The organism is Cryobacterium sp. LW097 (assembly GCF_002205495.2).
In the GTDB taxonomy this organism is placed as follows: domain Bacteria; phylum Actinomycetota; class Actinomycetes; order Actinomycetales; family Microbacteriaceae; genus Cryobacterium; species Cryobacterium zongtaii.
Genome location: NZ_CP021992.1, coordinates 733,858 through 756,936, shown reverse-complemented (window position 1 = coordinate 756,936; position 23,079 = coordinate 733,858). Strand labels below are relative to the sequence as shown.

Genomic DNA, 23,079 nt, shown 5'->3' with positions numbered 1-23,079 from the left:
CGGGCCGGTTGGCCCGGGATGCTCCGACAGGGAAAAATGCAACAGGAGGTAGCAGTGACGAACACAGCAGCGACGCTCATCGACAATCCCATCCGGTTGGCCCTGGTCGACGACCACCGGATGCTCCTGGGAGCGCTGACGGAGTGGATCAGAGGCGCCGCGGACGACATCAACATGGTGGCCGCCGTGACCACCTGGCCCGAGCTTCTCACCCACCCGGAGTTCCCGGTCGATGTGGTGTTGCTCGACCTGGACCTCAAGGACAACATCCCGGTCTCGCTGAAGATCTCCACCCTCAAGACGGCCGGCGTGAAGACCGTGCTGATGAGCACCTACTCCGAGCCGGCTCTCGTGCGCGAGGCCCTCGCCGCCGGCGCTCTCGGCTACCTCGTCAAGACCGAGGAGGCCAGCACCATCGTTGAAGCCATCCACGCCGCGAACGTCGGAGAATCCTACATCTCCGCCGAACTCGACCTCGCCCTGCACGCCGGAGCCGCCGGCAGCTCGCCGCGGCTGAGCGCCCAGGAACGCCGGGTGATGGCGTTGTACGGAGCCGGTGAGCCGGTCAAGGCGGTCGCCCACCAGCTGGGCATCTCCGAGGAGACGGCGAAGTCGTACCTCAAGCGGATCCGCGAGAAGTACCGTCTTGCCGGTTTTGATGTCGGAACCAAGGTGGCCCTACGGAAGCGCGCCATCCACGACGGCATCCTGCTGCAGTCCGACTAGAACGCCACTGGCCGGGTCGGCGCGGCGCTCAGTCCGTGCCGACCACCGTGATCAGTGCGGTGCCGTACGGTACGTGCTGACCCCGCTTGCGACGGACCCTGTCGATCGCGAAGGTGACCACGGCCAGCGCCAACCCCACCACGCTCAGGCCGAACCCGACCCAGATCGGGGCGAGATAGCCCAGCCCGCCCGCGATGACGATGCCGCCCAGAAACGCGCCGAGCGCGTTGCCGAGGTTGAGCGCCGAGTGGTTGAGGGCCGCGGCGATCGACTGGCTGTCGTGTGCGACATCCATCAGCCGGGTCTGAATGGTCGGCGACAGCGCCGCCGCCGACGCGCCGACCAGGAACACCCCGGTCAGCAGCCCGGCCAGGTGCTGCGCGGAGAAGGCAAGCAGCAGCAGGGCCGCGAGCATGATGGCGAAGAAGGCGTACATGCTGCGCCGCACACTGCGGTCGGCGAACACGCCGCCGGCGAAGTTGCCCACGGTCATTCCCAGGCCCACCACGACGAGCACCAGCGGCACCGCGAGAGCGGGCAGCCCGGTGACCTCGATCACCAGCGGGGCCACGTAGGTGTAGACGGCGAACAGACCGCCGAACCCGACGGCGCCGATCAGGAGCGCGAACCAGACCTGCAGGCGCCCGAAGGCGCGCAGCTCGTTGCGCATGGTGGCGCCGGGGTTCCCGGCCTGGAACGGCACGGCCACGATCACGGCGACGAAGGTCACCGCGAAGAGGGCAGCCACGGCTATGTAGGCGACCCGCCAGCCCGCAACCTGGCCGAGCCAGGTGATCGAGGGCACGCCGATGACGTTGGCGATGGTGAGGCCGGAGAGCACGATCGCGACACCGCGTGCCCGCTTGCCCGGGCCCATCAGCTCGGCGGCGACCAGCGACGCGATGCCGAAATAGGCGCCGTGCGGCAGGGCGGCGACGAACCGGGCCACCAGCACCAGGCCGAAGGTCGGCAGCAGCGCGGAAGCGATGGTGGCCAGGGTGAAGCAGGCCAGCAGAACGAGCAGCAGCTGTTTGCGTGGCCACCGGGCCGCGGCCGCGGCGATCGTGGGCGCCCCGACGACGACACCGAGAGCGTATGCGGAGATGAGCCAGCCGACCTGGGCGTTGGCGGCATCCGGCGACGACGCGTAGAGGCCGGGCAGCAGGTCGGCGGCCAGATTGGGCAGCAGTCCCATGGCGACGAACTCGGTGGCGCCGATCGCGAAGCCGCCGAGGGCGAGAGCCAGGAGGGCGAGGCGAACGCGGGTCGGCGACAGGCGCGTCGACCCGTCAGAGAGTGAGGGCATCAATCCAGACTACGGGGCGGTCGTGTCTGGACGGTGACGCGGCGGCGCCAGGCCGGTGTCAGGATGCTCCGCCGGCCTCGTCCATAGCCGCCTCGAGGCGGTCCAGCTTGGCGGTGAGCTCACCGGAATAGCCGGGGCGGATGTCGGCCTTGAGCACCAGCGACACCCGGGAGCCGAACGCGCCGACGGCATCCGTCGCCGCCTTGACGACGGCGAAGACCTCGTCCCAATCGCCTTCGATGGTGGTGAACATCGAATCGGTGTGGTTGGGCAGGCCCGATTCGCGGACGACTTTCACCGCAGCGGCGACGGCATCGTGCACCGAATCGGTGGGGCCGCCGGACGGGGCGACCGAGAATGCGACGAGCATGACTACTCCTTGAGGATCGGGCGATGCGCTGTGGCACCGGGACTGGCGGCGGTGCTCTCTGACAGTGTTGCGGAGGCGGCGCCGAGCCGCCAGATGCGAACGAGCATCCAGCCCAGCAGCACCAGCTCCAGGAGGTTGCGCACCGACAGGATCAGCACCATGGCCGGGGTGGTGGCCAGCAGGTCGTTGTAGAAGTACGGGTAGACGATCTGGGTGAGCGCCGCCATCGCGAGGGCCGTGAGCGCCGGGCCCCGCCAGGCTCGCCAGGACGAGACCAGGCCGAGGATCAGCGGGGCGGCCAGCCAGGTGATGAACTGCGGCGAGCCCACCTTGTTGACCGCGATCAGGGTGAGCACCAGGGCCAGCAGCAGCGGCGGGAACAGCAGGTCGGCCGATGCACCGGCGCGTTGGGCGCGCCAGCCCAATAGCAGCACCACGCCGACGCAGAGTGCCAGAAGCGGGGTCAGCACCGCCGCCGCCAGGTCGGTGCCCGCACCGATCACCTGGTAGGTCAGGATCTGCTGGTCGTAGTACACGACGGCGCCGGGGATGCCCAGGGCCGACTGCCACAACCACCAGGACGCCACCGGCGCCTCGATCTGGATCCCCCGGTTGGTCTGCTCGGTCACGAAGCTGAGGATCGTGACCCCGCTACCGGCGGCGAGGGCCGCTCCGATGATCAGCGCGGAGGTGCCGGCGAAGGCGGCCAGCACCTGCCAGCGCCGCCTCGAGGCCACCACCAGCGCGATGATCGCCGCGACCGGCCAGACCTTGACCCAGGTGGCGACGGTCAGGAGCACCGCTCCCCAGAACGGCCGGCGGCGCAGCCAGAGCAGGCCCAGAATCGCCAGCGGTACGGTCACGGAGTCGATCCTGGCCAACGCGATGGGGCCCAGCAGCAGCAGGAACAGCAGCCACCACCAGGCGGCCAGGGCTGCCGCCGGACCCGGCCGGCGACCGGTGAGCGCGGCGAAGGCGACCCCGTTGAGCACGGTCACCAGGCCGAGCCAGGTGAGCGCGTACGGCCCGGCGCCGAAGACCAGCGATGCGAGAATCGGGGCGAGGGCCAGGATCGGGTAGACGAAGTCGGTGTTGATGCCCAGGCTGACGGCGCCGGATGTCGTGGCCTCGGCCCAACCCAGGTACACCCGTTCCACGTCGCCGAGTGGCCAGCCGATGCCGCTGAGGTTCAGAGCGATGAGCACCGCGTGCACGATCGCGAAGCCGCACCACAGCAGGGCGGGGCGGCGCAGGAATTCAGGCACGCTCCACTGTGGCACACTCCACTGCGGCGGGTCAGGCCAGCAGCGCCGCGATCGTCGGCGGAACGGCCTGGGCAACGTCGAGCGCCACGATCGGGCCACCGCCGGACGCCCGGTGCGCCGCCGCCGCGTGCACGAATGCGGCCGTGGCGGCGAGCGCGGCGAGCGCGTCGGCATCCGCCTGGATACGCGCGCTGTTCGTGGCCAGCAGGGCACCGAGGATGCCGGCCAGCACGTCACCGGAACCGGCCGTCGCCAGCCAGGCGGGGGCGCCGGATACCGTCAGGCGGATACCGGACGGTGAGGCCAGGTGGGTGACGCTGCCCTTCACCAGCACCGTGACATCGAGCAGGACGGCGGCGCGGATCGCCCACTCCCCCGGCTCACCGGCGATGTCGTCGACGGTGACATTCTCGCCGGACCGGCCCAGCAGAGCGGCCAGTTCCCGGTAGTGCGGGGTGATCAGCCGGGGGCCGGTGCCGGCACCGACCAAATCGAGCGCGCCGGCGTCGAGCACCGTCGGCAGACCCTGACGGAGCGCCTTCTGCAGCTGTTTGGTGGTCTCCGGGCTGCGGCTGCCGGCGTCCATGCCCGAGCCGAGCAGCCAGGCCTGCACCCGGCCGTCGACCGTCACCACCTCCGGACGGCGCTGCATCACGAGGGTCCCGACCCGGCGGGGACCGAGGTAGCGCAGCATGCCCACCCCGGTGCGGCTCGCGGCTTCCACACCGAGCACCGCCGCGCCCGGGTACTCGGTGGAACCCGTGCGTACGCCCAGCACGCCGCGGCTGTACTTGTCATCGGTCGCCTGCGGCACCGCGATCCAGTCGCGGGCCTGGGCGGCCTCCCATTCCAGCCATCGTCGAGGTTTCGCCATGCACTCACGATAGGTTGTTTCGGTGTCCGATATCAGCACCGTCCTCGCCCCCGCCGCAGCCGATTCCGCCGCGGCGGTCTCCCTGTTCGACCCGATCCGCCTGCGCGAGGTTGTCATTCGCAACCGGCTCTGGGTCGCGCCGATGTGCCAGTACTCCGTCATCGAGCGGGACGGCGTGCCGACCGACTGGCACCTGGTGCACCTGGGCTCGATGGCCGCGGGCGGCGCCGGGCTGATCGTCACCGAGGCCACCGCCGTCAGCCCGGAGGGCCGCATCACCGACCGGGACACCGGGATCTGGAACGACACCCAGGCGTCCGCCTGGGCGCACATCGTCGACTATCTGCACAGGCAGGGCGCCACCGCCGGCATCCAGCTTGCCCACGCCGGCCGGAAGGCGTCCACCTGGCCGGCCTGGGGCACCAGCCTGCACGGCAGCGTGCCCGCCGACCAGGGCGGCTGGCCGACGCTGGGGCCCTCCGCCATCGCCTTCCCCGGCTACGCGGCACCGATGGCACTCGACCACGCGGGCATCGATACCGTCGTCGCCGACTTCGTCACGGCCGCTCGACGCGCCATCGTCGCCGGCTTCGACGTCCTGGAACTGCACGCCGCCCACGGCTACCTGTTGCACCAGTTCCTGTCCCCGCTGAGCAATCTGCGCACCGACGAGTTCGGCGGCTCACTGGAGAACCGGGCCCGCCTGCTCCTGCGCGTGGTGAAGGCCGTCCGGGCCGAGGTCGGCGAGAGTGTTCCGCTACTGGTGCGGTTCTCCGCAACCGACTACACAGTCGACGGTTGGAGTGTGGAGGAGACCGCCGTCGTCGCCGGGTGGGCCGCCCAGGCCGGGGCCGACTTCTTCGACGTGTCCTCCGGCGGCAACGTCACCGGCGTGCAGATTCCCCTGACCCTCGGGTACCAGGTTCCCCTGGCGCAATTCGTCAAGGACACTGCCGCCGTACCGGTCAACGCCGTCGGGCTCATCACGACGGCCGCACACGCTAACGAGATCGTTGCCTCCGGCGCGGCGGATGCCGTCATGCTCGGCCGCGAGTTCCTTCGCGACCCGCACTTCGCCCTCCGCGCCGCCGCCGAGCTGGGCGTGCCACTGGACTACTGGCCCGGCCAGTACGCCAGGGCAGCCTGGCCGGCGGTCTAGCGACCTATACCTCCTGGGCGACGCAGAGGATGTTGCCCTCCGAGTCCTTGAACCAGGCGGCACGTTCCTGGTCGGTGGTGGCAATGCCGTTCTCGGTTTTCAGGCCGGGCAGGTCGTACTCCTCGAACACCACGCCCGCCTCCCTCAGCCGGGCGACCTCGGCGTCGACGTCGTCGGCCATCCAGATCAGGGCCGTGTTCTTGGCCGTGCCCGCGTTCTCGGTTTCGTACACCAGCACCGACCCGCCGGAGGGGGTGCGGAAGCGCATCTCGCCCTCGCGGACGTCGGTGGGCTCCAGGCCGAGCTTGTCGGTGTAAAAGGACCGGGCCCGCTTGATGTCCCTGGCGGGCAGGACCGCCACGGTTTCCAGTTGACTCAACATGAGTGTGTCCTCGCTTTCCAGCTATGCCTGTCAGGGTACGCCGGGTGCCCCAGGCCCACGAGGGGGCCCGGTCGTCGCCGGGCGAGAAGAACTAGGCTGGACCGAATGACCCACCCGAGTGAGACCGCCACCAGCCGGCCGACCGACATCCGCCTGATCGCCAGCGACATGGACGGCACCCTGCTCGACGCCGACGGAGCGGTCCCCGGGCGCTTCTGGCCGCTGCTGGAGAGCATCCTGGCGGCCGGGATCCTGTTCTCCCCGGCAAGCGGGCGTCAGTACCAGACGCTGCAGGCCGTCTTCGGCGACCGGGACGGGCTGGTCTACATCGCCGAGAACGGCACCAACATTGTGCGGGACGGCGTCAGCATCGCCATCGAACCCGTCGTCGGATCGATCATCGCCCCGGTCGTCGAGTGGGTGCGGGCCCAGGCCGCCGCCGGCGCCGACCTGGGCATCGTGGTGTGCGGGGCCAGGTCCGCGTACATCGAACGGACCGATGAGGCTTTCGTCGCGCAGGTGCGTCCGTACTACGCGGCCCTGGCAACGGTCGCCGATGTCACGGTGGCCGCCGCGGACGATGACGTGCTCAAACTGGCGATTTTCGACGCCGGCCGCGCCGAGACCCGCACCGGACCGGCCGTTCGCGCCCTCGACCTGGCCGCCGATGTTGTCGTCTCCGGCGCCAACTGGGTCGACGTCATGCGGCCGGGAGCCAACAAGGGCACGGCGCTCATCCGTCTGCAGCAGCACCTGGGCATCAGCCGGGAGCAGACCATGGCCTTCGGCGATTACCTGAACGACGCCGAGATGCTCGACGCCGCCGGGCACTCCTATGCCGTCGCCAACGGCCACCCGAGCATCCGCGCGCGGGCCAGGCACCAGGCTCCGTCGAACCTGGATGAGGGCGTCATCACGAGCATCCTCGCGGCGTTGCCGGCGCTGGCAACGGCCTGACACCTAGAGCCGGCGGGTGGCGTCCTGCACTTCGCCGACGAGCTCCTCGATGATGTCCTCCAGGAACAGCACTCCGGTGGCGTCGCCGGTGACGGTGAAGGTGCGGGCCAGGTGTGCGCCGGAGCGGCGCATGGTGGCCAGGGCATCCTCGAGGTCGGTGTCCTCGAAGATCGACACCAGTTGGCGGATCAGCTTGGCCGGGATCGGGTCGGTGTAGCCGGTCCTGCCGGTGTCGACGGGGTCGACCGGGTCGACGTCCAGGCCGAGCACGTCCTTGAGGTGAATGTAACCGCTGGGCTCGCCGGATTCGTAGTCGAGCACGTAGCGCGAGAATCCGTGCCGGGTGACGGCCTTCTCCACGTCGGCGGGGGTGGCCGATTCCGGCAGGGTGACCAGCTGGTCCAGCGGCACGGCGATGTCCTTGGCCGTCTTGGTGGTGAACTCGAACGCCGCCGACAGCGCGCCGGAGTCGTCGCTGAGCACGCCCTCCCTGGTGGACTGCGTGACGATGGTTGCCACCTCGTCGAGGGTGTAAGTGCTCGTAGCCTCGTTCTTGGGTGCAACACCGAACAGGCGCAGCACGCCGTTGGCGGTGGAGTTCAGGGCCACGATGACGGGCTTGACGAGGCGGCCGAAGAACACCAGCGGCGGGGCCAGGATCAGGACGGCCTGGTCGGGGATCGAGAATGAGAGGTTCTTGGGCACCATCTCGCCGAAGACGACGTGCAGGTACGACACTATGAGCAGCGCCATGATGAACGCGATGGTGCCGATGGCCTCCTCAGGGAGCCCGGTGAGCTCCAGCGGGATCTCCAGCAGGTGGTGGATCGCCGGCTCCGAGACGTTCAGGATCAGCAGCGAGCACACCGTGATGCCCAGCTGGGAGGTCGCCAGCATCAGCGTGGCATGCTCCATGGCCCACAGCGCGGTCTTGGCGCTGCGCTTGCCGGCCTCCGCGAGGGGTTCGATCTGGGAGCGGCGCGCTGAGATCACGGCGAATTCGGCGGCGACGAAGAACGCGTTGCCGAGCAGCAGCACGAACAGCCAGCCGAGTCCGGCCCAGTCGTTCATCGGCCGCTCACCCGCTTGGTCTGTGATGAAGTGGTCACTGGTGCCTTCTGGATGGTGCGCACGACGCCGGTCGCGGGCGCGCCGGGTTCGACAGGGTCAGGGGTGTAGCGCAAACGGTCGATGCGACGGCCGTCGAGCCGTTCCACCCGCAGTTCACCGCTGGCGATGCGCACGAGGTCGCCGACGACGGGCAGCCGGCCGAGTTCGCTCATCACGTAGCCGGCGACGGTCTCGTATGGGCCGTCCTCTGGCACGGTCAGGCCGGCCCGCTCGTGCAGCTCGTCCGGCCGCAGCATGCCGGGGAAGGTCAGGGAGCCCTGCGAGCGCACGATGCCGGCCCTGGTGCGGTCGTGCTCGTCGGCGACCTCGCCGACGAGTTCCTCCACCAGGTCCTCCAGGGTGACGACGCCGGCGGTTCCGCCGTATTCGTCGACGACGACGGCCATCTGGAAGCCGCGGCCCCGCAGCTCGCCGAGTAACCCGTCGAGCTTCATGGTCTCCGGCACGCGCAGCGCTTCAGACTGCAGGGCCGACACCGGCACGTCCGAGCGTCGTTTGCGCGGTACGGCCACGGCCTGCTTGACGTGGACGATGCCGACGACGTCGTCGGCGCTCTCGTCGATGACGGGGAAGCGGGAGTAGCCGGTCTGCCTGGTGAGGTCGATGACGGCCTGCGCGCTGGCGTTGCGCTGAATGCTGGCGAGCCGGGGGCGGGGGGTCATCACGTCGGATGCGGTGTGCCCGGAGAACAGCAGGGTGCGGTGCAGCAGGGTCGCCGTGTCGGCCTCGAGCAGGCCGGCGCTGGCGGACCGGCGCACGAGCGAGGAGAGTTCCTCGGCAGTGCGGGCCCCGGAGATCTCTTCCTTGGGTTCGATGCCGACCATCCGGAGGAGGCCGTTGGCGCTTTCATTCAGCACGGTCACCGCGGGCTTGAACACCGTGGTGAACACGGTCTGGAACGGGATGACGACCTTGGCGGTCTGGATCGGCAGCGCCAGGGCGAAGTTCTTGGGCACGAGCTCACCGACGATCATCGAGACCAGGGTCGCGAGCACGATGGCGACGGCCGATCCCACCACCGGCACCGCGGGCTCGGGGATGCCGACGAGGCCCAGCGGTCCCGCGAGCAGGGAACTGATCGCGGGCTCCAGCGCATACCCGGTGAGCAGGGTCGTCAGGGTGATACCCAGCTGGGCGCTGGAGAGGTGCGTCGAGGTGATCTTGAGCGCGGCGATGGTCATCGCCAGGCGGGTTTCCCCGCGGTCGCGGCGTGCCTCGAGGTCGGATCGGTCGAGGTTGACCAGCGCGAATTCGCTGGCCACGAACAGGCCCGTGCCCAGGGTCAGGATCAGGCCGATCCCGAGCATGATCCACTCATACACGGGCAGCACCGCCGCGGGTCACGGGCGAGGGTTTATGGTCGAGTGAATTCGCAGAAGGGGGGTCGTCCATTAGAGGGTCAACTATACCGGGGCTGCCTGCGCGGTAACACGCCTGCGTTACCAGGAAACCACGAGCGCCTTGCCCTCTTCGTAGCCGGCTGCGGACTGGATTCCGACCTTCGCCCGGTCGTGGAATTCGGCCACGCTGGCCGCCCCCGCGTAGGTGAACGAGCTGCGCACCCCGGAGGTGATCATGTCGAGCAGGTCTTCGAGCGAGGGACGCAACGGGTCCAGGTAGATCTTCGAGGACGAGATGCCCTCGGCGAACAGGGTTTTGCGGGCCAGTTCGTAGGCGTCGAGCCTGTCGAAGCGCTGCTGCACGGCCTTGGTCGATGCCATGCCCCAGCTCTCCTTGTAGAGGGCGCCGGATGCGTCCGTGTCCAGGGTGCCCGGCGCTTCGATGGTGCCCGCGAACCAGGACCCGATCATCACCGACGCGGCCCCGGCGGCGAGCGCGAGCGCCACGTCGCGCGGGTAGCGCACCCCGCCATCCGCCCAGACGTGTGCGCCGAGCTTGCCGGCGGCTTCGGCGGTCTCGATCACGGCGGAGAACTGCGGGCGCCCCACGGCCGTCATCATCCGGGTGGTGCACATGGCGCCGGGCCCGACGCCCACCTTGATGATGTTCGCCCCGGCGCCGACGAGGTGCTCGACGGCGTCGGCGGTGACCACATTGCCGGCCACGATGGGGATGCCGAGCTTGAGCTCCGAAACCGTGCGCAGCGCGCGGATCATGCCGGCCTGGTGGCCGTGCGCGGTGTCGAGCACGAGCACGTCGACGCCGGCGGCGGCGAGCGCGCGGGCCTTGGCGGCGACGTCGCCGTTGATCCCGACGGCGGCGGCGACGAGGAGCCGGCCGGACGCATCCACGGCCGGCTGGTACAGCGTGGAGCGCAGGGCGCTCTTGCGGCTGAGCGTGCCGATCAGCTTGCCGCGCAGCAACACCGGCGCGAAGTCGAGGTCGGCGGCCGTCATCACGTCGAAAGCGCTGCGCGGCCCGTCGATGTCTTCGGCGTCGAGGGAGGTGAGCGGGCCGTGCAGCAGATCGCCCAGGCGGGCGTCCGGTAACGCCGAGGCGAGCCTGGCCGCGTCGATGCAGCCCAGGTAGGTATCGTCACCGTCGTGGATGACCAGGCCCTGACCGGTGACCGGCGGGACCTGGCGCAGCGCGTCGGCCACGGTGGCGTCGGGGGCGAACACGAACGGGGTGTCGTACTGCACGGGCTGCGACTTCACCCAGCGGATGGCCGCATCCAGGTCCTGCAGGTGCATGTCCTGCGGCAACACGCCGAGGCCGCCACGCCGGGCGAGAGATGCCGCCAGCCGGGGACCGGTCACCGAGTTCATATTGGCCGAGACGATCGGGATCGTGGCCGCGGTGCCGTCTCCCGGCGCGAGGGACACGTCGAGCCGACTGCTGATCGCAGACTGGCTGGGCACCAGGAAGACGTCGGAATAGGTCAAATCGTGGCGGGGAACCGCTCCATAGAACTGCATGTTTTTAACGCTAGTCCTCCCAAGCCGTACCGGTGCAGCACCTCGATGGGATTAGTCTTGATATCAACACACTGACCCGGCGGTTGTGATCGCCATGGACAATCAGAATCAACGAAGAGAGTGGGCGATCAGCTGTGTCGAACCAGTTGACCGGCGGTGGGTCCGAAGAAACGGCCTCTGCTGAATTCGGAGCCAACGAATGGCTCGTAGACGAATTTTACGAACGTTACCTCATCGACAAGAACTCGGTGGATCGGGCCTGGTGGCCGATTCTGGACAGTTACCACCAGAGTGCAACGGCGCCGAAGCAGGCAGAGCAGGACGCCCCGGCCTCCGAGGGTGCTGCCTCGAGCATCGCCCCCGCCGCCGCAGAGGTTCCCCCGCTGGCAGAGGAACCCGCGACGCCGACGGCCGAAGCGCACCCGATCACCGCGCCGATCCCCGTTCTCGGCGGCCCGCGCACGGCCCGCACCACGTCGATCGCCCCCAAGCCGGAGCCGGTTCCCGCCGACGCCCCGATCACCACCCCACAGCCCGTGGTCTCCGCCGTCGCGCCCACTCCCCCGCAGGATGTCGTCACCCCGCTCCGCGGCATGGCCAAGAGCCTCGCGGCCAACATGGCCACCAGCCTCACCGTGCCCACCGCGACGAGCGTGCGCACCATCCCGGCGAAGCTCCTCATCGACAACCGCATCGTGATCAACAACCACATGAAGCGGGCCCGCGGCGGCAAGGTGTCGTTCACCCACCTGATCGGGTGGGCACTGATCCGGGCGCTCAAGATGTTCCCCAGCCAGAACGTCTACTACGACGAGCAGGACGGCAAGCCCTCGGTGATCGCCCCCGCCCACGTGGGACTGGGCATCGCAATCGACCTACCCAAGCCCGACGGCACCCGCTCGCTGATGGTCCCGGCCATCAAGCGGGCCGACACCATGACCTTCGGCGAGTACCTGACCAGCTACGAAGACCTGGTCGGCCGCGCCCGCAAGGGCAAGCTCACCGCCGACGACTTCTCCGGCGCCACGGTGTCACTGACCAACCCCGGCGGCATCGGCACCGTGCACTCGGTGCCGCGGTTGATGAAGGGCCAGGGCTGCATCATCGGCGCGGGCGCGCTCGACTACCCGGCCGAGTTCATGGGCGCGAGCGTCAAGACGCTCACCAGCCTGGCCATCTCCAAGACCATCACCCTCACCAGCACCTACGACCACCGGGTCATCCAAGGTGCCGGCTCGGGTGAGTTCCTCAAGATCGTGCACGAGCTGCTCATCGGCCAGCACAACTTCTACGAAGACATCTTCGCCGCGATCCGGATCCCGTACGACCCCATCCACTGGGCCCCCGACATCAGCGTCGACCTGGCCAGCGCCGTCGACAAGACCGCCCGCGTGCAGGAACTGATCAACGCCTACCGCGTGCGCGGCCACCTGATGGCCGACATCGACCCGCTCGAGTACCAGCAGCGCACCCACCCTGACCTGGACATCGCCAGCCACGGCCTCACCTTCTGGGACCTGGACCGCGAGTTCATCACCGGTGGTTTCGGCACCAAGCGCACGATGCTGCTGCGCGACATCCTCGGCGTGCTGCGGGACTCGTATTGCCGCACGACGGGCATCGAGTACATGCACATCCAGGACCCGGCCCAGCGCAAGTGGGTGCAGGAGAAAATGGAGAAGACCTACGTCAAGCCCACCCACGACGAGCAGATGCGCATTCTCGGCAAGCTCAACGAGGCCGAGGCATTCGAGACGTTCCTGCAGACCAAGTACGTCGGCCAGAAACGCTTCAGCCTCGAGGGCGGCGAGTCCACTATCGCGCTGCTCGACGCGATCCTGCAGGGCTCCGCGGAGGCCGGCCTCGACGAGGTCTGCATCGGCATGGCCCACCGCGGCCGCTTGAACGTGCTCACCAACATCGCCGGCAAGACCTACGGCCAGATCTTCCGCGAGTTCGAGGGCACCCAGGACCCCCGCAGCGTGCAGGGCTCCGGCGACGTCAAGTACCACCTCGGCACCGAGGGCACCTTCCGCGGCACCAACGGCGAGGAGGTGGCCGTGTACCTGGCCGCCAACCCGTCCCACCTCGAGGCCGTCGACGGTGTGCTCGAGGGCATCGTGCGCGCCAAGCAGGACCGCAAGCCCATCGGCACGTTCTCCACCCTGCCCGTCCTGGTGCACGGCGACGCCGCCATGGCCGGCCAGGGCGTGGTGCTCGAGACCTTGCAGATGTCTCAGCTGCGCGGCTACCGCACCGGCGGCACCATCCACCTCGTCGTCAACAACCAGGTCGGCTTCACCACGCCTCCCGGTGAGGGCCGCACCTCGGTGTACTCCACCGACGTGGCCAAGACCATCCAGGCCCCGATCTTCCACGTGAACGGCGACGACCCCGAAGCCGTCGTGCGGGTCGCCGAACTGGCGTTCGCGTACCGGCAGGAATTCAAGCGCGACGTCGTGATCGACCTCGTCTGCTACCGCCGACGCGGCCACAACGAGGGCGACGACCCCTCGATGACGCAGCCGTTGATGTACAACCTCATCGAGGCCAAGCGCAGCGTGCGGAAGCTCTACACCGAGGCGCTGGTCGGACGCGGCGACATCACCCAGGCGGAGTTCGAAGCGGCCCACGCCGACTTCCAGGACCGCCTGGAACGGGCGTTCCTGGAAACGCACGCCGCCCAGACCTCGTCGATCCCGATCATCACGCCCGGCGAAGCGGCCGCGGCGGCCCGCGGACTCGCCGGCCACGGCGCCCCTGACGACGCCGTCGGTGAACCCGAGACCACCGGGGTGCCCGAAAGCGTCGTGCACCTCATCGGCGACACTTTCAACAACAAGCCGGCCGGGTTCACCGTGCACAACAAGCTGCAGCAGCTGCTGCAGAAGCGCCTCGATATGAGCCGCAACGGCAACATCGACTGGAGCTTCGGCGAACTGCTCGCGCTCGGATCGGTGCTGCTGGAGGGCACTCCGGTGCGGTTCGCCGGCCAGGATGCCCGCCGCGGCACCTTCGTGCAGCGTCACGCGGTGCTGCACGACCGGATGAACGGCCAGGAGTGGTTGCCGCTGGCAAATCTCAGCGAGAACCAGGCCAGGTTCTGGATCTACGACACCCTGCTCAGCGAATACGCGGCGATGGGCTTCGAATACGGTTACTCCGTGGAGCGGGCCGATGCCCTCGTGCTCTGGGAGGCCCAGTTCGGTGACTTCGCGAACGGCGCCCAGACCATCATCGACGAGTTCATCTCCTCGGCCGAGCAGAAGTGGGGCCAGCGTTCCAGCGTTGTGCTGCTGCTCCCGCACGGCTACGAGGGTCAGGGCCCCGACCACTCGTCCGCCCGGATCGAGCGGTACCTGCAGATGTGCGCCGAGAACAACATGACCGTCGCCCGCCCGTCGACGCCGGCGTCGTACTTCCACCTGCTGCGCCGCCAGGCGTACATGCGTCCGCGTCGCCCGCTGATCGTCTTCACACCGAAGTCGATGCTGCGCCTGCGCGGAGCGACCAGCCCGGTCGCCGACTTCACCAGCGGCAAGTTCGAACCGGTGATCGACGATGCGCGGATCCAGGACAAGGCCGCCGTCAAGAGGGTGCTGTTCATGGCCGGCAAGCTGTACTACGACCTGCTGGCCGACCTGGAGAAGAACCCGAACCCCGAGATCGCCCTGGTGCGCCTGGAGCAGTTCTACCCGCTGCCCGGCGCCGAACTGAAGCAGGTCGCCGAGCAGTACCCGAACGCCGAACTGGCCTGGGTGCAGGACGAGCCGGAGAACCAGGGTGCCTGGCCGTTCTTCTACCTGCAGACGAACAAGCTCGGCACGCGCCCGATCCGCCTGTTCTCGCGGGCCGCGTCCGCGTCTCCCGCCGCCGGTTCGGCCAAGCGTCACGCCGCGGAACAGACCGAGCTGCTCAAGAGCGCACTCACCCTCTAACGCAACGCACACGAAGAAGGGCCGCACCCGCCAGGGTGCGGCCCTTCTTCGTACGAGGCGGTCAGGACTTGGCGAGCTTGCTCGGCCACCAGATCTTCGGGCCGATGTCGTGGGCCAGGGCCGGCACCAGCAGCGAGCGCACCACGAAGGTGTCCAGCAGCACCCCGAACGCGACGATGAACGCGAGCTGGGCCAGGAACAGGATCGGCAGCACGCCCAGCGCGGCGAACGTGGCGGCGAGCACCAGACCGGCCGACGTGATCACCCCGCCCGTGGCGACGAGTCCGCGCAGGATCCCGGTCCGGGTCCCGAACCGGATGGACTCTTCTCGCACCCTGGTCATCAGGAAGATGTTGTAGTCGATCCCGAGGGCCACCAGGAAGACGAATCCGTACAGCGGAACAACCGGGTCAGCGCCGGGGAACCCGAGCAGGCCGTCGAAGACCCACGACGCCACACCGAGCGCGGCGGCGAACGAGAGCACGACGGTGGCTATCAGCAGCACCGGCGCGAGGATCGAGCGCAGCAGCAGCATCAGGATCACCAGGATCACGCCGAGGATGATCGGGATGATCAGGTTGCGGTCATGGATGGCCGTGTCGGTGGTGTCCACGGCGATGGCCGTGGTGCCGCCGACCAGCACGGTGCCGGCCACGTCGTCCAGGGCCACCCGGAGCTCGCGAACCGTGGCTTCGGCCGGGGCGGAGTCGCCCACGTCGGTGAGGGTCGCCTGCAGCATCACGTCGCCATCGATCACCGTCGGCTCGCCCACCGGGGTGTCCGGAGGGCCGAACGCCTGCACACCGTCGCCGGTCACCGGCAGGGTGCCGCTGACGGACTCCTCGGAGAGCACGGTGACGGAATCGACGCCGTCGTTGGCGAGCAGCACATCGGTCATCGCCTGCAGCTCCGACTCCGGGCCGATGATGACGGCGGGGGTGCCGGATCCGCCGGGGAAGTGCTCCCCGACCACGGCCTGGCCGTCCCGGGCCTCTGAGGTGCCGAGTACGAATTCGCTCTGTGAAACGCCATCCGCCTTGAACTGGAACGCGCCGATGGCGGCGACGGCGAGAAGGAGCGTGCTTGCGACCCAGATGAGCCGGGCCCGGCGGCTGATCAGCCTGGCCAGCCACGGCCAGGCCCCCTTCGCGTTGTCGCCGTCGAGGCCGGGGTGGGCGGAGCCGAGTTTCGGGCGCACCGGCCAGAACGCGGCACGGCCGGCCCAGAGCATCAGCGCCGGCAGCAGGGTCAGTGCGGCCAGGAGGGCGAAGCCGATACCGATCGCGGCGACCGGGCCGAGGGCCTTGTTGGAGTTCAGGTCGCTGAACAGCAGGCACAGCAGACCCACGATCACGGTGCCGCCGGCGGCCAGGATCGGCTCGAACGAACCGCGCAGGGCGACGAGCGTCGCATCCCACTTCTTCTCGTGGTCCCGCAGGGCTTCGCGGAACCTGGCGACGTAGAGCAGCGAATAGTCCGTCGCTGCCCCGATCACGAGGATGAACAGGATGCCCTGCGTCTGTCCGGTCAGGATCAGCACATCTGCGCTGGCCAGCGCGACGACCACGAGCACCGAGGCGCAGAGCGCCGCGAGGCTGGTGAACAACACGATGACGGGCAGCAGCGGCGATCTGTAGACGATCACGAGGATCACCAGCACGGCCGCGAGGGCGGTGAGCAGCAGGATGCCGTCGATGCCGGCGAACGCACCGGTGAGGTCGGCGATCAGGCCCGCCGGTCCGGTGACATAGGTATCGACGCCCTCGATGGGGTTCTCGGCGAGGTAGGCGCGGATCGACTCGACGGTGTCGGCCGGGGTGATGGCGGTGTCGAGGGTGAGGATCGCCTCGGCCGCTTCCCCGTCCTCGGAGAAGATCGCCGGCGACACGCTTTCGGTGACGACGCCGTCCAGCTGGGCCAGGTCGGCGATCTGGTCGGTGATCGCGGCCTGGTCGGCCTCGGTGAGTCCGCCGGAGCGTTCGTAGATCAGCACACCGGGCAGCACGTCATCCCCCCGGAACTCGGCCTGCAACGCCTGCACCTTGGTGGCGTCGGCGCTGGCCGGCAGCTGCTGCACCTGGTCGTTGGTGGACACGTCACTGATCCGGCCGAACGACGCCCCGCCGGCACCGAACATGACGAACCAGACCAGGATCAAAATCGTGGGTATCAGGATGCGCAGCCAGAGCGGCACCCGGCTGCCGGAGCCGGTCCGTCTGGTCCGGCGCTCCGGGTCTGAGTGCGGTGCGGGGTCAGTCGTCTTCATCACAGTCCCGAGCGTAGGCGAGCGTGCAAACCGCTGCGTCGTCCGAAAGTTGGAAGATCGTGACCGGGAAATCGAAAAAGGCGGCACCCGCACCCTGTGGGTGCGAGTGCCGCCTTTTCACTCCGGGGAGACCCCGCTGCTGTTACGCCTTGCGACGGCCCACGGCGAAGCCGTAGATGAGCAGAACGATGATGGATCCGCCGATGGCGAGAAGCCACGTCTGGATGGAGAAGAAGTCTTCAAGCGGTGCGCCGAAGAGGGCGCTACCGAGGAATCCGCCGAGCAGTGCGCCGACAACGCCGAGCAGAAGGGTGATGAACCATCCGCCACCCTGGTTGCCCGGGAGGATCAGCTTGGCGATGGCGCCCGCGAGGAGGCCGAGAAGAAGGAATCCGAAAAACCCCATGGAGTGTCTCATTTCTGTTGGTGTGGGTACTGCTGGTGTTTCGGACGTGCTGTGCATGTCCGACCGGGCTCTTGCGAGCCGGCTTGATTACGCGGCCGGGAACCTAAGCGACGTCATTGTCTTCGGGTTCCTTGGCCACGTAAATGTCTGTGATGGTCACGTTCACGGTTGACACCGCGATTCCCACCAAACCTTCGATGGCTCGCGTCGTCGCGGCGCGGACCTGATCGGCGAGAGCCGTCAGGGGCACCGGATAGTCGGCGACGAGCACGATTTCGACGGCGACGTCGTCGTCGCTCACCGTGACGGAGATGCCGGGGTTGACGTCGGCACTGCTGATGGCGTCGAGGATCGCACCGAGGGCCCTGGTCGGCACGCTGCCCAGGGAGTGCACGCCCGCTACCTCGCGCACGGCCAGACCGGCCACCTTGGCGATGACGCTGTCCTTGATGGTCGTGACGCCCTGCCCCACCCTGTCGACAGCACCGTCGGTCACCTCGCCGGCGTTGGCCGGCAGGGTGGTGGCCGAGGTCGGCTGCTCGGGGGTGCTACTGAACATCTGGAAACTCCTTGGTAGTCCTCGATGAGGGCAGAAATTGCATCGTCTAAGTTACGACGCGGCCCACGCTCGATTCGTCACGGATTCGCAGGAAAGTTTTTTCAGCGCCGAAGATCTACACTGATCTGGTACCACCCGCTCCCCCGAGACTGGAGATGTCATGAGCACATCCACGAAGCCGACCGAGGAGCTGGCCGCAGCCGTCGAACAGGTTCCGGGCGTTGACGAACTCTACCCGGCAGCGCCCATCGTGGCCACCGTGGTGCACCAGGTTGTCGGGGCGATCACGGCGAAGCCGACGGCTCCGGAATTCGTCACACTGACCGAGACGGACGAGGGCGTCACGGCATCCGTCGCCATCGGCATCGCGGACGCTGACGCGGCGACGGAGGTCTGCCGCAGGGTCTACGACACCATCGAGGAGTACTTCGTCGAGTCAGGCGACCCTGCCGTGACGACGATCGAAGTGAAGGTGGCGCGGATCGGCTAGTGCGCCTGCCGTCAGTGCGCTGACTGGATGGCACGCAGCCGCAGCAAGACCTGATCGCGCAGGTCCTCGGGAGCGGTCTCCTTGCAGGCCCGCTGCATCACCTCGGTGAGGGTGCGCCCGACGTGGTGTTCGCTGCGACAGTCCGGGCAGTGCTCCAGGTGCTCCCGGATGTCGATGGCGTCCTCCTTGCGGAGTTCGTTGTGCAGATACTCTTCGAGTTCGGCCTTGGCCTTCTCGCAACCGCAATCGGTCATTTTCCTGTGCTCCCGGATGTCTTCTTGATCGGTGCGCTCTGGCCGGTGCCGAGTCCGCGCTCGAGGGCGTAACCGGCCAGCAGCTCGCGCAGCAGGCGGCGGCCACGGTGCAGGCGACTCATCACCGTTCCGATGGGGGTCTTCATGATTTCGGCGATCTCCTGATAGGAGAAGCCTTCGACGTCGGCGAAGTACACCGCCAGGCGGAAGTCCTCCGGGATCGATTGGAGGGCGTCCTTGACGGCGCTGTCGGGCAGGTGGTCGATCGCTTCGGCTTCCGCGGAGCGGCTCGACGTCGCCGTCGTGGATTCCGCGCCGCCCAGCTGCCAGTCCTCGAGGTCGTCGATGGTGCCCTGGTAGGGCTCACGCTGCTTCTTGCGATAGGTGTTGATGAAGGTGTTCGTGAGGATCCGGTACAACCACGCCTTGAGGTTGGTGCCCTGCTCGAACTGCTTGAACGACGCAAACGCCTTGACGAAGGTTTCCTGCACGAGGTCCTGGGCGTCAGAGGGGTTCCGTGTCATCCGCATCGCCGCTGCGTAGAGCTGGTCGATGAACGGCATGGCCTGTGCTTCGAACAGGTCCCGCGTGGCAGTTGTATCTGTTGTCATCACGGGCAATTCTAAGCCGTCGACGCCACTGGGCGTCGCGGCCGTGCGTTCCATAAGCGTGGATGCGCTCACGTGACCTCCTGTGCCTCACTGTGTATCGGCAATCCCGACTATTCTGATAACCGATGTTGATCTCGAGATATTCCAAGCCGGAGTTCGATCCATACGGCGACAATTCGCCCGAAGAGACGGATGCCCTGTGGGCGGCCCCCGTCGCGCCGCGAGCGCTGACGGCAACCCTGTCGCTGCCCGGCTCCAAGTCGCTGACCAACCGTGAACTCGTCCTGGCTGCCCTGGCCGACGCGCCCTCGGTGCTGCGCGCCCCGCTGCACTCGCGGGACAGCGACCTCATGGTTGCCGCGCTGCGGCAGCTCGGCACAACCATCGAGTCCGTCGACGGTGACGGCGAATATGGCCCCGACCTGCGCATCACGCCCGGCGAGCTGTTCGGTTCCACCACGATCGACTGCGGTCTGGCCGGCACCGTGATGCGGTTCCTGCCGCCGGTCGCCGCGCTCGCGCTGGGCCCGACCACCTTCGACGGTGACGCCGGCGCCAAACGCCGACCTATGAAGACCACGATCAGTTCATTGCGCGCGCTGGGCGCCGACATCAACGACGACGGTCGCGGTGCCCTGCCGTTCACGGTGCACGGCACCGGCGGCCTGGACGGTGGCGAGGTGACCATCGACGCGTCCTCCTCCAGCCAGTTCGTGTCCGGCCTGCTGCTCGCGGCCCCCCGCTTCACCAACGGCCTGCGGCTGCGCCACTCCGGCGAGCGCCTGCCGAGCCTGCCGCACATCGAGATGACCATTCACACCCTTGCGCAGCGCGGCGTCACCGTCACCAGCCCCGAGGTCGGCGTCTGGTGTGTCGAACCGGGTCCGATCCGCGGCACCGAGGTCGACATCGAACCCGACCTCTCCAACGCCGCCCCGTTCCTCGCCGCGGCTCTGGTCGCCGGCGGCAGCGTCACCATCACGGGCTGGCCGACCACGACCACCCAGGTGGGCGCCCACCTGGCCGAACTGCTGCCGCGCTTCGGCGCCACCGTCACCGTCGACGGCGACAGGCTCACGGTCACCGGCACCGGCCGGATCACCGGGGTGGACCTCGACCTGTCCACCGGCGGCGAGCTGGCCCCCACCCTGGTGGGCCTGGCCGCCCTGGCCGACTCCCCGAGCACCATCACCGGCATCGGCCACATCCGCCACCACGAGACCGACAGGCTCGCCGCCCTGGCGACGGAGATCAACAATCTCGGCGGCCACGTCACCGAACTGCCGGACGGACTCGCCATCGAGCCGCGGCCGTTGCACGGCGGCACCTGGCACAGCTACGACGACCACCGGATGGCCACCACCGGAGCGCTGCTCGGGCTGGTCGTCGCGGGTGTCGAGGTGGAGAACATCGGCACGACGGCGAAGACCCTCCCGCAGTTCGCCGAGCTGTGGCACGGCCTGGTGTCCGGGCCGGTCGCTTCGTGACGGGCACAGAATGACCTGGTGGTCGAGCCCGGATGACGATGAGCCGGAGTTCGACGAATCGAGCGTGCGGATTCGCCCGGGCCGTAAGGGCACCAAACCGCGCACCAAGACCCGGCCGGAGCACGGCGACGCCCTGACCGGACGCATCCTCTCCGTCGACCGCGGTCGTTACACGGTGATGCTCGACGAGAACGAACCCACCGAACGCCGGGTCACCGCCGCGCGCGCCAGCGAGTTGCGCAAGCACGCCGTCGTCACCGGCGACCGCGTCGACATCGTCGGCGACACCACCGGCGCCGCGGGCAGCCTGTCCCGCATCGTGCGCATCGTGGCCCGCGAGACCCTGTTGCGCCGGAGCGCCGACGACACCGACGCCGTGGAGCGCGTGATCGTGGCCAACGCCGACCAAATGCTCATCGTGGTGGCCGCGGCCAACCCGGAACCGCGCATCCGTCTCGTCGACCGCTACCTCGTCGCCGCCTACGACGCCGGGGTCTCCCCCATCCTCTGCATCACCAAGACCGACCTCGCCGACCCCGCCGAGTTCCTGAACAACTTCGCCGGCCTGGACCTGCCCGTGTTCCAGAGCCGCGACGACGCCATGCCCCTCGAGGAAATCTCCGCGGCGCTGGTCGGCCACGACACCGTCTTCGTGGGCCACTCCGGCGTGGGCAAGTCCACCCTGGTGAACGCCCTCGTGCCCGACGCGCACCGCGCCGTCGGCGTGGTCAACACCGTCACCGGCCGCGGCCGGCACACCTCCTCGTCGACGATCTCGCTGCGGCTCGAAACGGAGGCCGGACGCGGCTGGGTCATCGACACCCCCGGCGTGCGCTCCTTCGGCCTGGGCCACATCAACACCGACAACATCCTGCGCGCCTTCACCGACCTGGCCACCATCGCCGAGAAGTGCCCGCGCGGCTGCACGCACCTGCCCAGCTCGCCGGACTGCGCCATCAACGAGGCCGTGGCTGCCGGGACCCTGGGCGACACCGGGAAGGCCCGCCTGGACTCGCTCCAGCGCCTCCTGGCCACCTTCGCGGCCGCGCCGGCGCACCGCCCGGGTGAGAACTGACCGGTAGCGTGGGTTCCATGACGGATTCCACGCGGCTCGCAGCCGGCGACACGGCCCCAGACTTCACCCTCACCGACCAGGACGGCGCCTCGGTCAGCCTGGCCTCCTACCGCGGCCAGAAGGTCCTGGTGTACTTCTACCCGGCCGCCATGACCCCGGGCTGCACCACCCAGGCCTGCGACTTCCGCGACAGCCTGGGCTCGCTCGCCGCAGCCGGCTACCAGGTGCTCGGCCTGTCCAAGGACACCATGGCGAAGCTGGCGACCTTCGCCGAAAAGGATCACCTCACCTTCCCGCTGCTCAGCGACGAGGACCTCGCCGTTCACCGCGCCTACGGCGCCTGGGGAGAGAAGAACCTCTACGGCAAAATCGTCACGGGCGTGCTGCGCTCGACCTTCGTGATCGATGAAGCCGGTCTGGTGACACTGGCCCTCTACAACGTGAAGGCCACCGGCCACGTTGCCAGCCTGCGCAAGAAGCTCGGGATCTAACTAGGGCTCGCGGCGGCTCGTGGCCTCGACCACGCTGCGGGTCAATAGCAGCACGATCACGAGCACCGACGGGATGAGCAGCGCCCAGCCGAGGTCCGGCCTGGCGTACAGGCCCTGAAAACAGCCGATGGCGACGAAGACCTGAACCAGCTGCCAGGTCACGGCCGCCGCCCGGATCCAGGAACGCCCGCGGAGCGCGCCGACGGTGATGGCCGACACCCAGACCGCGGCGACGATGGTGAGCACCAGAATCGCCAGCGCGCTGGCGAAGGAGGCGGGCTGATCGGTCAGCAGCTCCAGGATCAGCCACAGCACGGCCGCCCAGAGCAGGGCGGCTTCGGCGGCCAGGAGCAGCACCAGCGCGATGAGCGCGCGGGACCGACGGGCCGGCCTGGGCGCGTCCAGGCCGTCCTGGCTGGGGTCGAACGGTTGTCTCACAGCGATATCCCATAC

At 68.6% G+C, this 23,079-nt stretch carries 22 protein-coding genes; 8 read left to right on the top strand and 14 right to left on the bottom strand.

Annotated features, from left to right (window positions below; translation table 11 throughout):
* The first annotated feature begins 120 nt into the window (after window positions 1–120).
* A complete protein-coding gene (locus B7495_RS03480) occupies window positions 121–726 on the top strand; it encodes a DNA-binding response regulator (RefSeq protein ID WP_240632473.1) in 606 nt (201 codons plus the stop codon).
* A 28-nt stretch (window positions 727–754) separates the two neighbouring features.
* Here the strand turns inward: B7495_RS03480 and B7495_RS03475 are convergent, their stop codons facing one another.
* From B7495_RS03475 to B7495_RS03460, 4 genes are read right to left on the bottom strand one after another with little or no spacing between them, the layout of a single operon-like run.
* Entirely contained in the window at window positions 755–2,032 is a 1,278-nt protein-coding gene (locus tag B7495_RS03475; RefSeq protein ID WP_088455346.1) for an MFS transporter, read from the bottom strand.
* Window positions 2,033–2,090: 58 nt separating this feature from the next.
* Complete coding sequence (locus tag B7495_RS03470) at window positions 2,091–2,402, bottom strand: thiamine-binding protein (protein ID WP_088455345.1); 312 nt, start codon at window positions 2,400–2,402, stop codon at window positions 2,091–2,093.
* Between the two features lie 2 nt (window positions 2,403–2,404).
* Window positions 2,405–3,667 (bottom strand): glycosyltransferase 87 family protein, encoded by a 1,263-nt coding sequence (locus B7495_RS03465; protein WP_088455344.1) that lies wholly within the window; start codon window positions 3,665–3,667, stop codon window positions 2,405–2,407.
* Between the two features lie 31 nt (window positions 3,668–3,698).
* Window positions 3,699–4,541: an ADP/ATP-dependent (S)-NAD(P)H-hydrate dehydratase gene (locus B7495_RS03460; RefSeq protein ID WP_088455343.1), complete on the bottom strand. Its 843-nt coding sequence runs from the start codon at window positions 4,539–4,541 to the stop codon at window positions 3,699–3,701.
* A gap of 22 nt (window positions 4,542–4,563) precedes the next feature.
* Between B7495_RS03460 and B7495_RS03455 the strand changes: the two genes are divergently transcribed.
* The gene (locus tag B7495_RS03455; protein ID WP_240632379.1) at window positions 4,564–5,700 is read left to right on the top strand and encodes an NADH:flavin oxidoreductase/NADH oxidase; all 1,137 of its coding nucleotides are present in this window, start codon (window positions 4,564–4,566) and stop codon (window positions 5,698–5,700) included.
* Window positions 5,701–5,704: 4 nt separating this feature from the next.
* Here the strand turns inward: B7495_RS03455 and B7495_RS03450 are convergent, their stop codons facing one another.
* On the bottom strand, window positions 5,705–6,082 hold the full coding sequence (locus tag B7495_RS03450) for a VOC family protein (RefSeq protein ID WP_088455342.1): 378 nt from the start codon (window positions 6,080–6,082) through the stop codon (window positions 5,705–5,707).
* Between the two features lie 105 nt (window positions 6,083–6,187).
* Here B7495_RS03450 and B7495_RS03445 point away from each other — a divergent pair, with 105 nt between their 5' ends.
* Window positions 6,188–7,039: a Cof-type HAD-IIB family hydrolase gene (locus tag B7495_RS03445; RefSeq protein WP_088455341.1), complete on the top strand. Its 852-nt coding sequence runs from the start codon at window positions 6,188–6,190 to the stop codon at window positions 7,037–7,039.
* Window positions 7,040–7,042: 3 nt separating this feature from the next.
* Here B7495_RS03445 and B7495_RS03440 read toward each other — a convergent pair whose 3' ends face one another.
* From B7495_RS03440 to B7495_RS03430, 3 genes are all read right to left on the bottom strand, one after another.
* Window positions 7,043–8,110: a hemolysin family protein gene (locus B7495_RS03440; RefSeq protein WP_088455340.1), complete on the bottom strand. Its 1,068-nt coding sequence runs from the start codon at window positions 8,108–8,110 to the stop codon at window positions 7,043–7,045.
* Entirely contained in the window at window positions 8,107–9,477 is a 1,371-nt protein-coding gene (locus tag B7495_RS03435; RefSeq protein WP_088457876.1) for a hemolysin family protein, read from the bottom strand. Before B7495_RS03435 ends, B7495_RS03440 begins: the two co-directional genes overlap by 4 nt.
* A gap of 132 nt (window positions 9,478–9,609) precedes the next feature.
* Window positions 9,610–11,049 (bottom strand): GuaB1 family IMP dehydrogenase-related protein, encoded by a 1,440-nt coding sequence (locus tag B7495_RS03430; protein ID WP_088455339.1) that lies wholly within the window; start codon window positions 11,047–11,049, stop codon window positions 9,610–9,612.
* Window positions 11,050–11,183: 134 nt separating this feature from the next.
* Here B7495_RS03430 and B7495_RS03425 point away from each other — a divergent pair, with 134 nt between their 5' ends.
* Window positions 11,184–14,987 (top strand): multifunctional oxoglutarate decarboxylase/oxoglutarate dehydrogenase thiamine pyrophosphate-binding subunit/dihydrolipoyllysine-residue succinyltransferase subunit, encoded by a 3,804-nt coding sequence (locus tag B7495_RS03425; protein WP_088455338.1) that lies wholly within the window; start codon window positions 11,184–11,186, stop codon window positions 14,985–14,987.
* A 61-nt stretch (window positions 14,988–15,048) separates the two neighbouring features.
* On the opposite strand, the gene B7495_RS03420 is transcribed toward B7495_RS03425, so the two are convergent.
* From B7495_RS03420 to B7495_RS03410, 3 genes are all read right to left on the bottom strand, one after another.
* Window positions 15,049–17,253, bottom strand: coding sequence for an MMPL family transporter (locus tag B7495_RS03420; RefSeq protein ID WP_088455337.1), 2,205 nt, complete (start codon window positions 17,251–17,253; stop codon window positions 15,049–15,051).
* A 142-nt stretch (window positions 17,254–17,395) separates the two neighbouring features.
* Window positions 17,396–17,659 carry a GlsB/YeaQ/YmgE family stress response membrane protein gene (locus B7495_RS03415; protein ID WP_088455336.1) on the bottom strand — a complete coding sequence of 88 codons (264 nt, stop codon included), beginning with the start codon at window positions 17,657–17,659 and terminating at the stop codon, window positions 17,396–17,398.
* 103 nt (window positions 17,660–17,762) lie between these two features.
* Window positions 17,763–18,218 (bottom strand): Asp23/Gls24 family envelope stress response protein, encoded by a 456-nt coding sequence (locus B7495_RS03410; protein ID WP_088455335.1) that lies wholly within the window; start codon window positions 18,216–18,218, stop codon window positions 17,763–17,765.
* 160 nt (window positions 18,219–18,378) lie between these two features.
* On the opposite strand from B7495_RS03410, the gene B7495_RS03405 reads away from it, so the two are divergent.
* Window positions 18,379–18,708 carry a hypothetical protein gene (locus tag B7495_RS03405; RefSeq protein WP_088455334.1) on the top strand — a complete coding sequence of 110 codons (330 nt, stop codon included), beginning with the start codon at window positions 18,379–18,381 and terminating at the stop codon, window positions 18,706–18,708.
* Window positions 18,709–18,719: 11 nt separating this feature from the next.
* Here B7495_RS03405 and B7495_RS03400 read toward each other — a convergent pair whose 3' ends face one another.
* Window positions 18,720–18,962 carry a zf-HC2 domain-containing protein gene (locus B7495_RS03400; RefSeq protein WP_088455333.1) on the bottom strand — a complete coding sequence of 81 codons (243 nt, stop codon included), beginning with the start codon at window positions 18,960–18,962 and terminating at the stop codon, window positions 18,720–18,722.
* Complete coding sequence (locus B7495_RS03395) at window positions 18,959–19,573, bottom strand: sigma-70 family RNA polymerase sigma factor (RefSeq protein WP_240632378.1); 615 nt, start codon at window positions 19,571–19,573, stop codon at window positions 18,959–18,961. The genes B7495_RS03400 and B7495_RS03395 overlap by 4 nt, the downstream gene beginning before the upstream one ends.
* 125 nt (window positions 19,574–19,698) lie before the next feature.
* Here B7495_RS03395 and aroA point away from each other — a divergent pair, with 125 nt between their 5' ends.
* From aroA to bcp, 3 genes are read left to right on the top strand one after another with little or no spacing between them, the layout of a single operon-like run.
* Window positions 19,699–21,060 carry a 3-phosphoshikimate 1-carboxyvinyltransferase gene (aroA, locus tag B7495_RS03390; RefSeq protein WP_088455331.1) on the top strand — a complete coding sequence of 454 codons (1,362 nt, stop codon included), beginning with the start codon at window positions 19,699–19,701 and terminating at the stop codon, window positions 21,058–21,060.
* 10 nt (window positions 21,061–21,070) lie between these two features.
* A complete protein-coding gene (gene rsgA, locus B7495_RS03385) occupies window positions 21,071–22,135 on the top strand; it encodes a ribosome small subunit-dependent GTPase A (protein ID WP_088455330.1) in 1,065 nt (354 codons plus the stop codon).
* A 17-nt stretch (window positions 22,136–22,152) separates the two neighbouring features.
* Window positions 22,153–22,626: a thioredoxin-dependent thiol peroxidase gene (gene bcp, locus B7495_RS03380; protein ID WP_088455329.1), complete on the top strand. Its 474-nt coding sequence runs from the start codon at window positions 22,153–22,155 to the stop codon at window positions 22,624–22,626.
* On the opposite strand, the gene B7495_RS03375 is transcribed toward bcp, so the two are convergent.
* A complete protein-coding gene (locus B7495_RS03375) occupies window positions 22,627–23,064 on the bottom strand; it encodes a hypothetical protein (RefSeq protein WP_240632377.1) in 438 nt (145 codons plus the stop codon).
* Window positions 23,065–23,079: the final 15 nt, after the last annotated feature.

Coding starts and splice junctions, on each gene's coding strand:
- B7495_RS03480 (WP_240632473.1), top strand. CDS start 121: ATGCTCCTGGGAGCGCTGACGGAGTGGATCAGAGGCGCCGCGGACGAC.
- B7495_RS03475 (WP_088455346.1), bottom strand. CDS start 2,032: ATGCCCTCACTCTCTGACGGGTCGACGCGCCTGTCGCCGACCCGCGTT.
- B7495_RS03470 (WP_088455345.1), bottom strand. CDS start 2,402: ATGCTCGTCGCATTCTCGGTCGCCCCGTCCGGCGGCCCCACCGATTCG.
- B7495_RS03460 (WP_088455343.1), bottom strand. CDS start 4,541: ATGGCGAAACCTCGACGATGGCTGGAATGGGAGGCCGCCCAGGCCCGC.
- B7495_RS03450 (WP_088455342.1), bottom strand. CDS start 6,082: ATGTTGAGTCAACTGGAAACCGTGGCGGTCCTGCCCGCCAGGGACATC.
- B7495_RS03445 (WP_088455341.1), top strand. CDS start 6,188: ATGACCCACCCGAGTGAGACCGCCACCAGCCGGCCGACCGACATCCGC.
- B7495_RS03440 (WP_088455340.1), bottom strand. CDS start 8,110: ATGAACGACTGGGCCGGACTCGGCTGGCTGTTCGTGCTGCTGCTCGGC.
- B7495_RS03435 (WP_088457876.1), bottom strand. CDS start 9,477: ATGCTCGGGATCGGCCTGATCCTGACCCTGGGCACGGGCCTGTTCGTG.
- B7495_RS03430 (WP_088455339.1), bottom strand. CDS start 11,049: ATGCAGTTCTATGGAGCGGTTCCCCGCCACGATTTGACCTATTCCGAC.
- B7495_RS03420 (WP_088455337.1), bottom strand. CDS start 17,253: ATGAAGACGACTGACCCCGCACCGCACTCAGACCCGGAGCGCCGGACC.
- B7495_RS03415 (WP_088455336.1), bottom strand. CDS start 17,659: ATGGGGTTTTTCGGATTCCTTCTTCTCGGCCTCCTCGCGGGCGCCATC.
- B7495_RS03410 (WP_088455335.1), bottom strand. CDS start 18,218: ATGTTCAGTAGCACCCCCGAGCAGCCGACCTCGGCCACCACCCTGCCG.
- B7495_RS03405 (WP_088455334.1), top strand. CDS start 18,379: ATGAGCACATCCACGAAGCCGACCGAGGAGCTGGCCGCAGCCGTCGAA.
- B7495_RS03400 (WP_088455333.1), bottom strand. CDS start 18,962: ATGACCGATTGCGGTTGCGAGAAGGCCAAGGCCGAACTCGAAGAGTAT.
- B7495_RS03395 (WP_240632378.1), bottom strand. CDS start 19,573: ATGACAACAGATACAACTGCCACGCGGGACCTGTTCGAAGCACAGGCC.
- aroA (WP_088455331.1), top strand. CDS start 19,699: ATGTTGATCTCGAGATATTCCAAGCCGGAGTTCGATCCATACGGCGAC.
- rsgA (WP_088455330.1), top strand. CDS start 21,071: ATGACCTGGTGGTCGAGCCCGGATGACGATGAGCCGGAGTTCGACGAA.
- bcp (WP_088455329.1), top strand. CDS start 22,153: ATGACGGATTCCACGCGGCTCGCAGCCGGCGACACGGCCCCAGACTTC.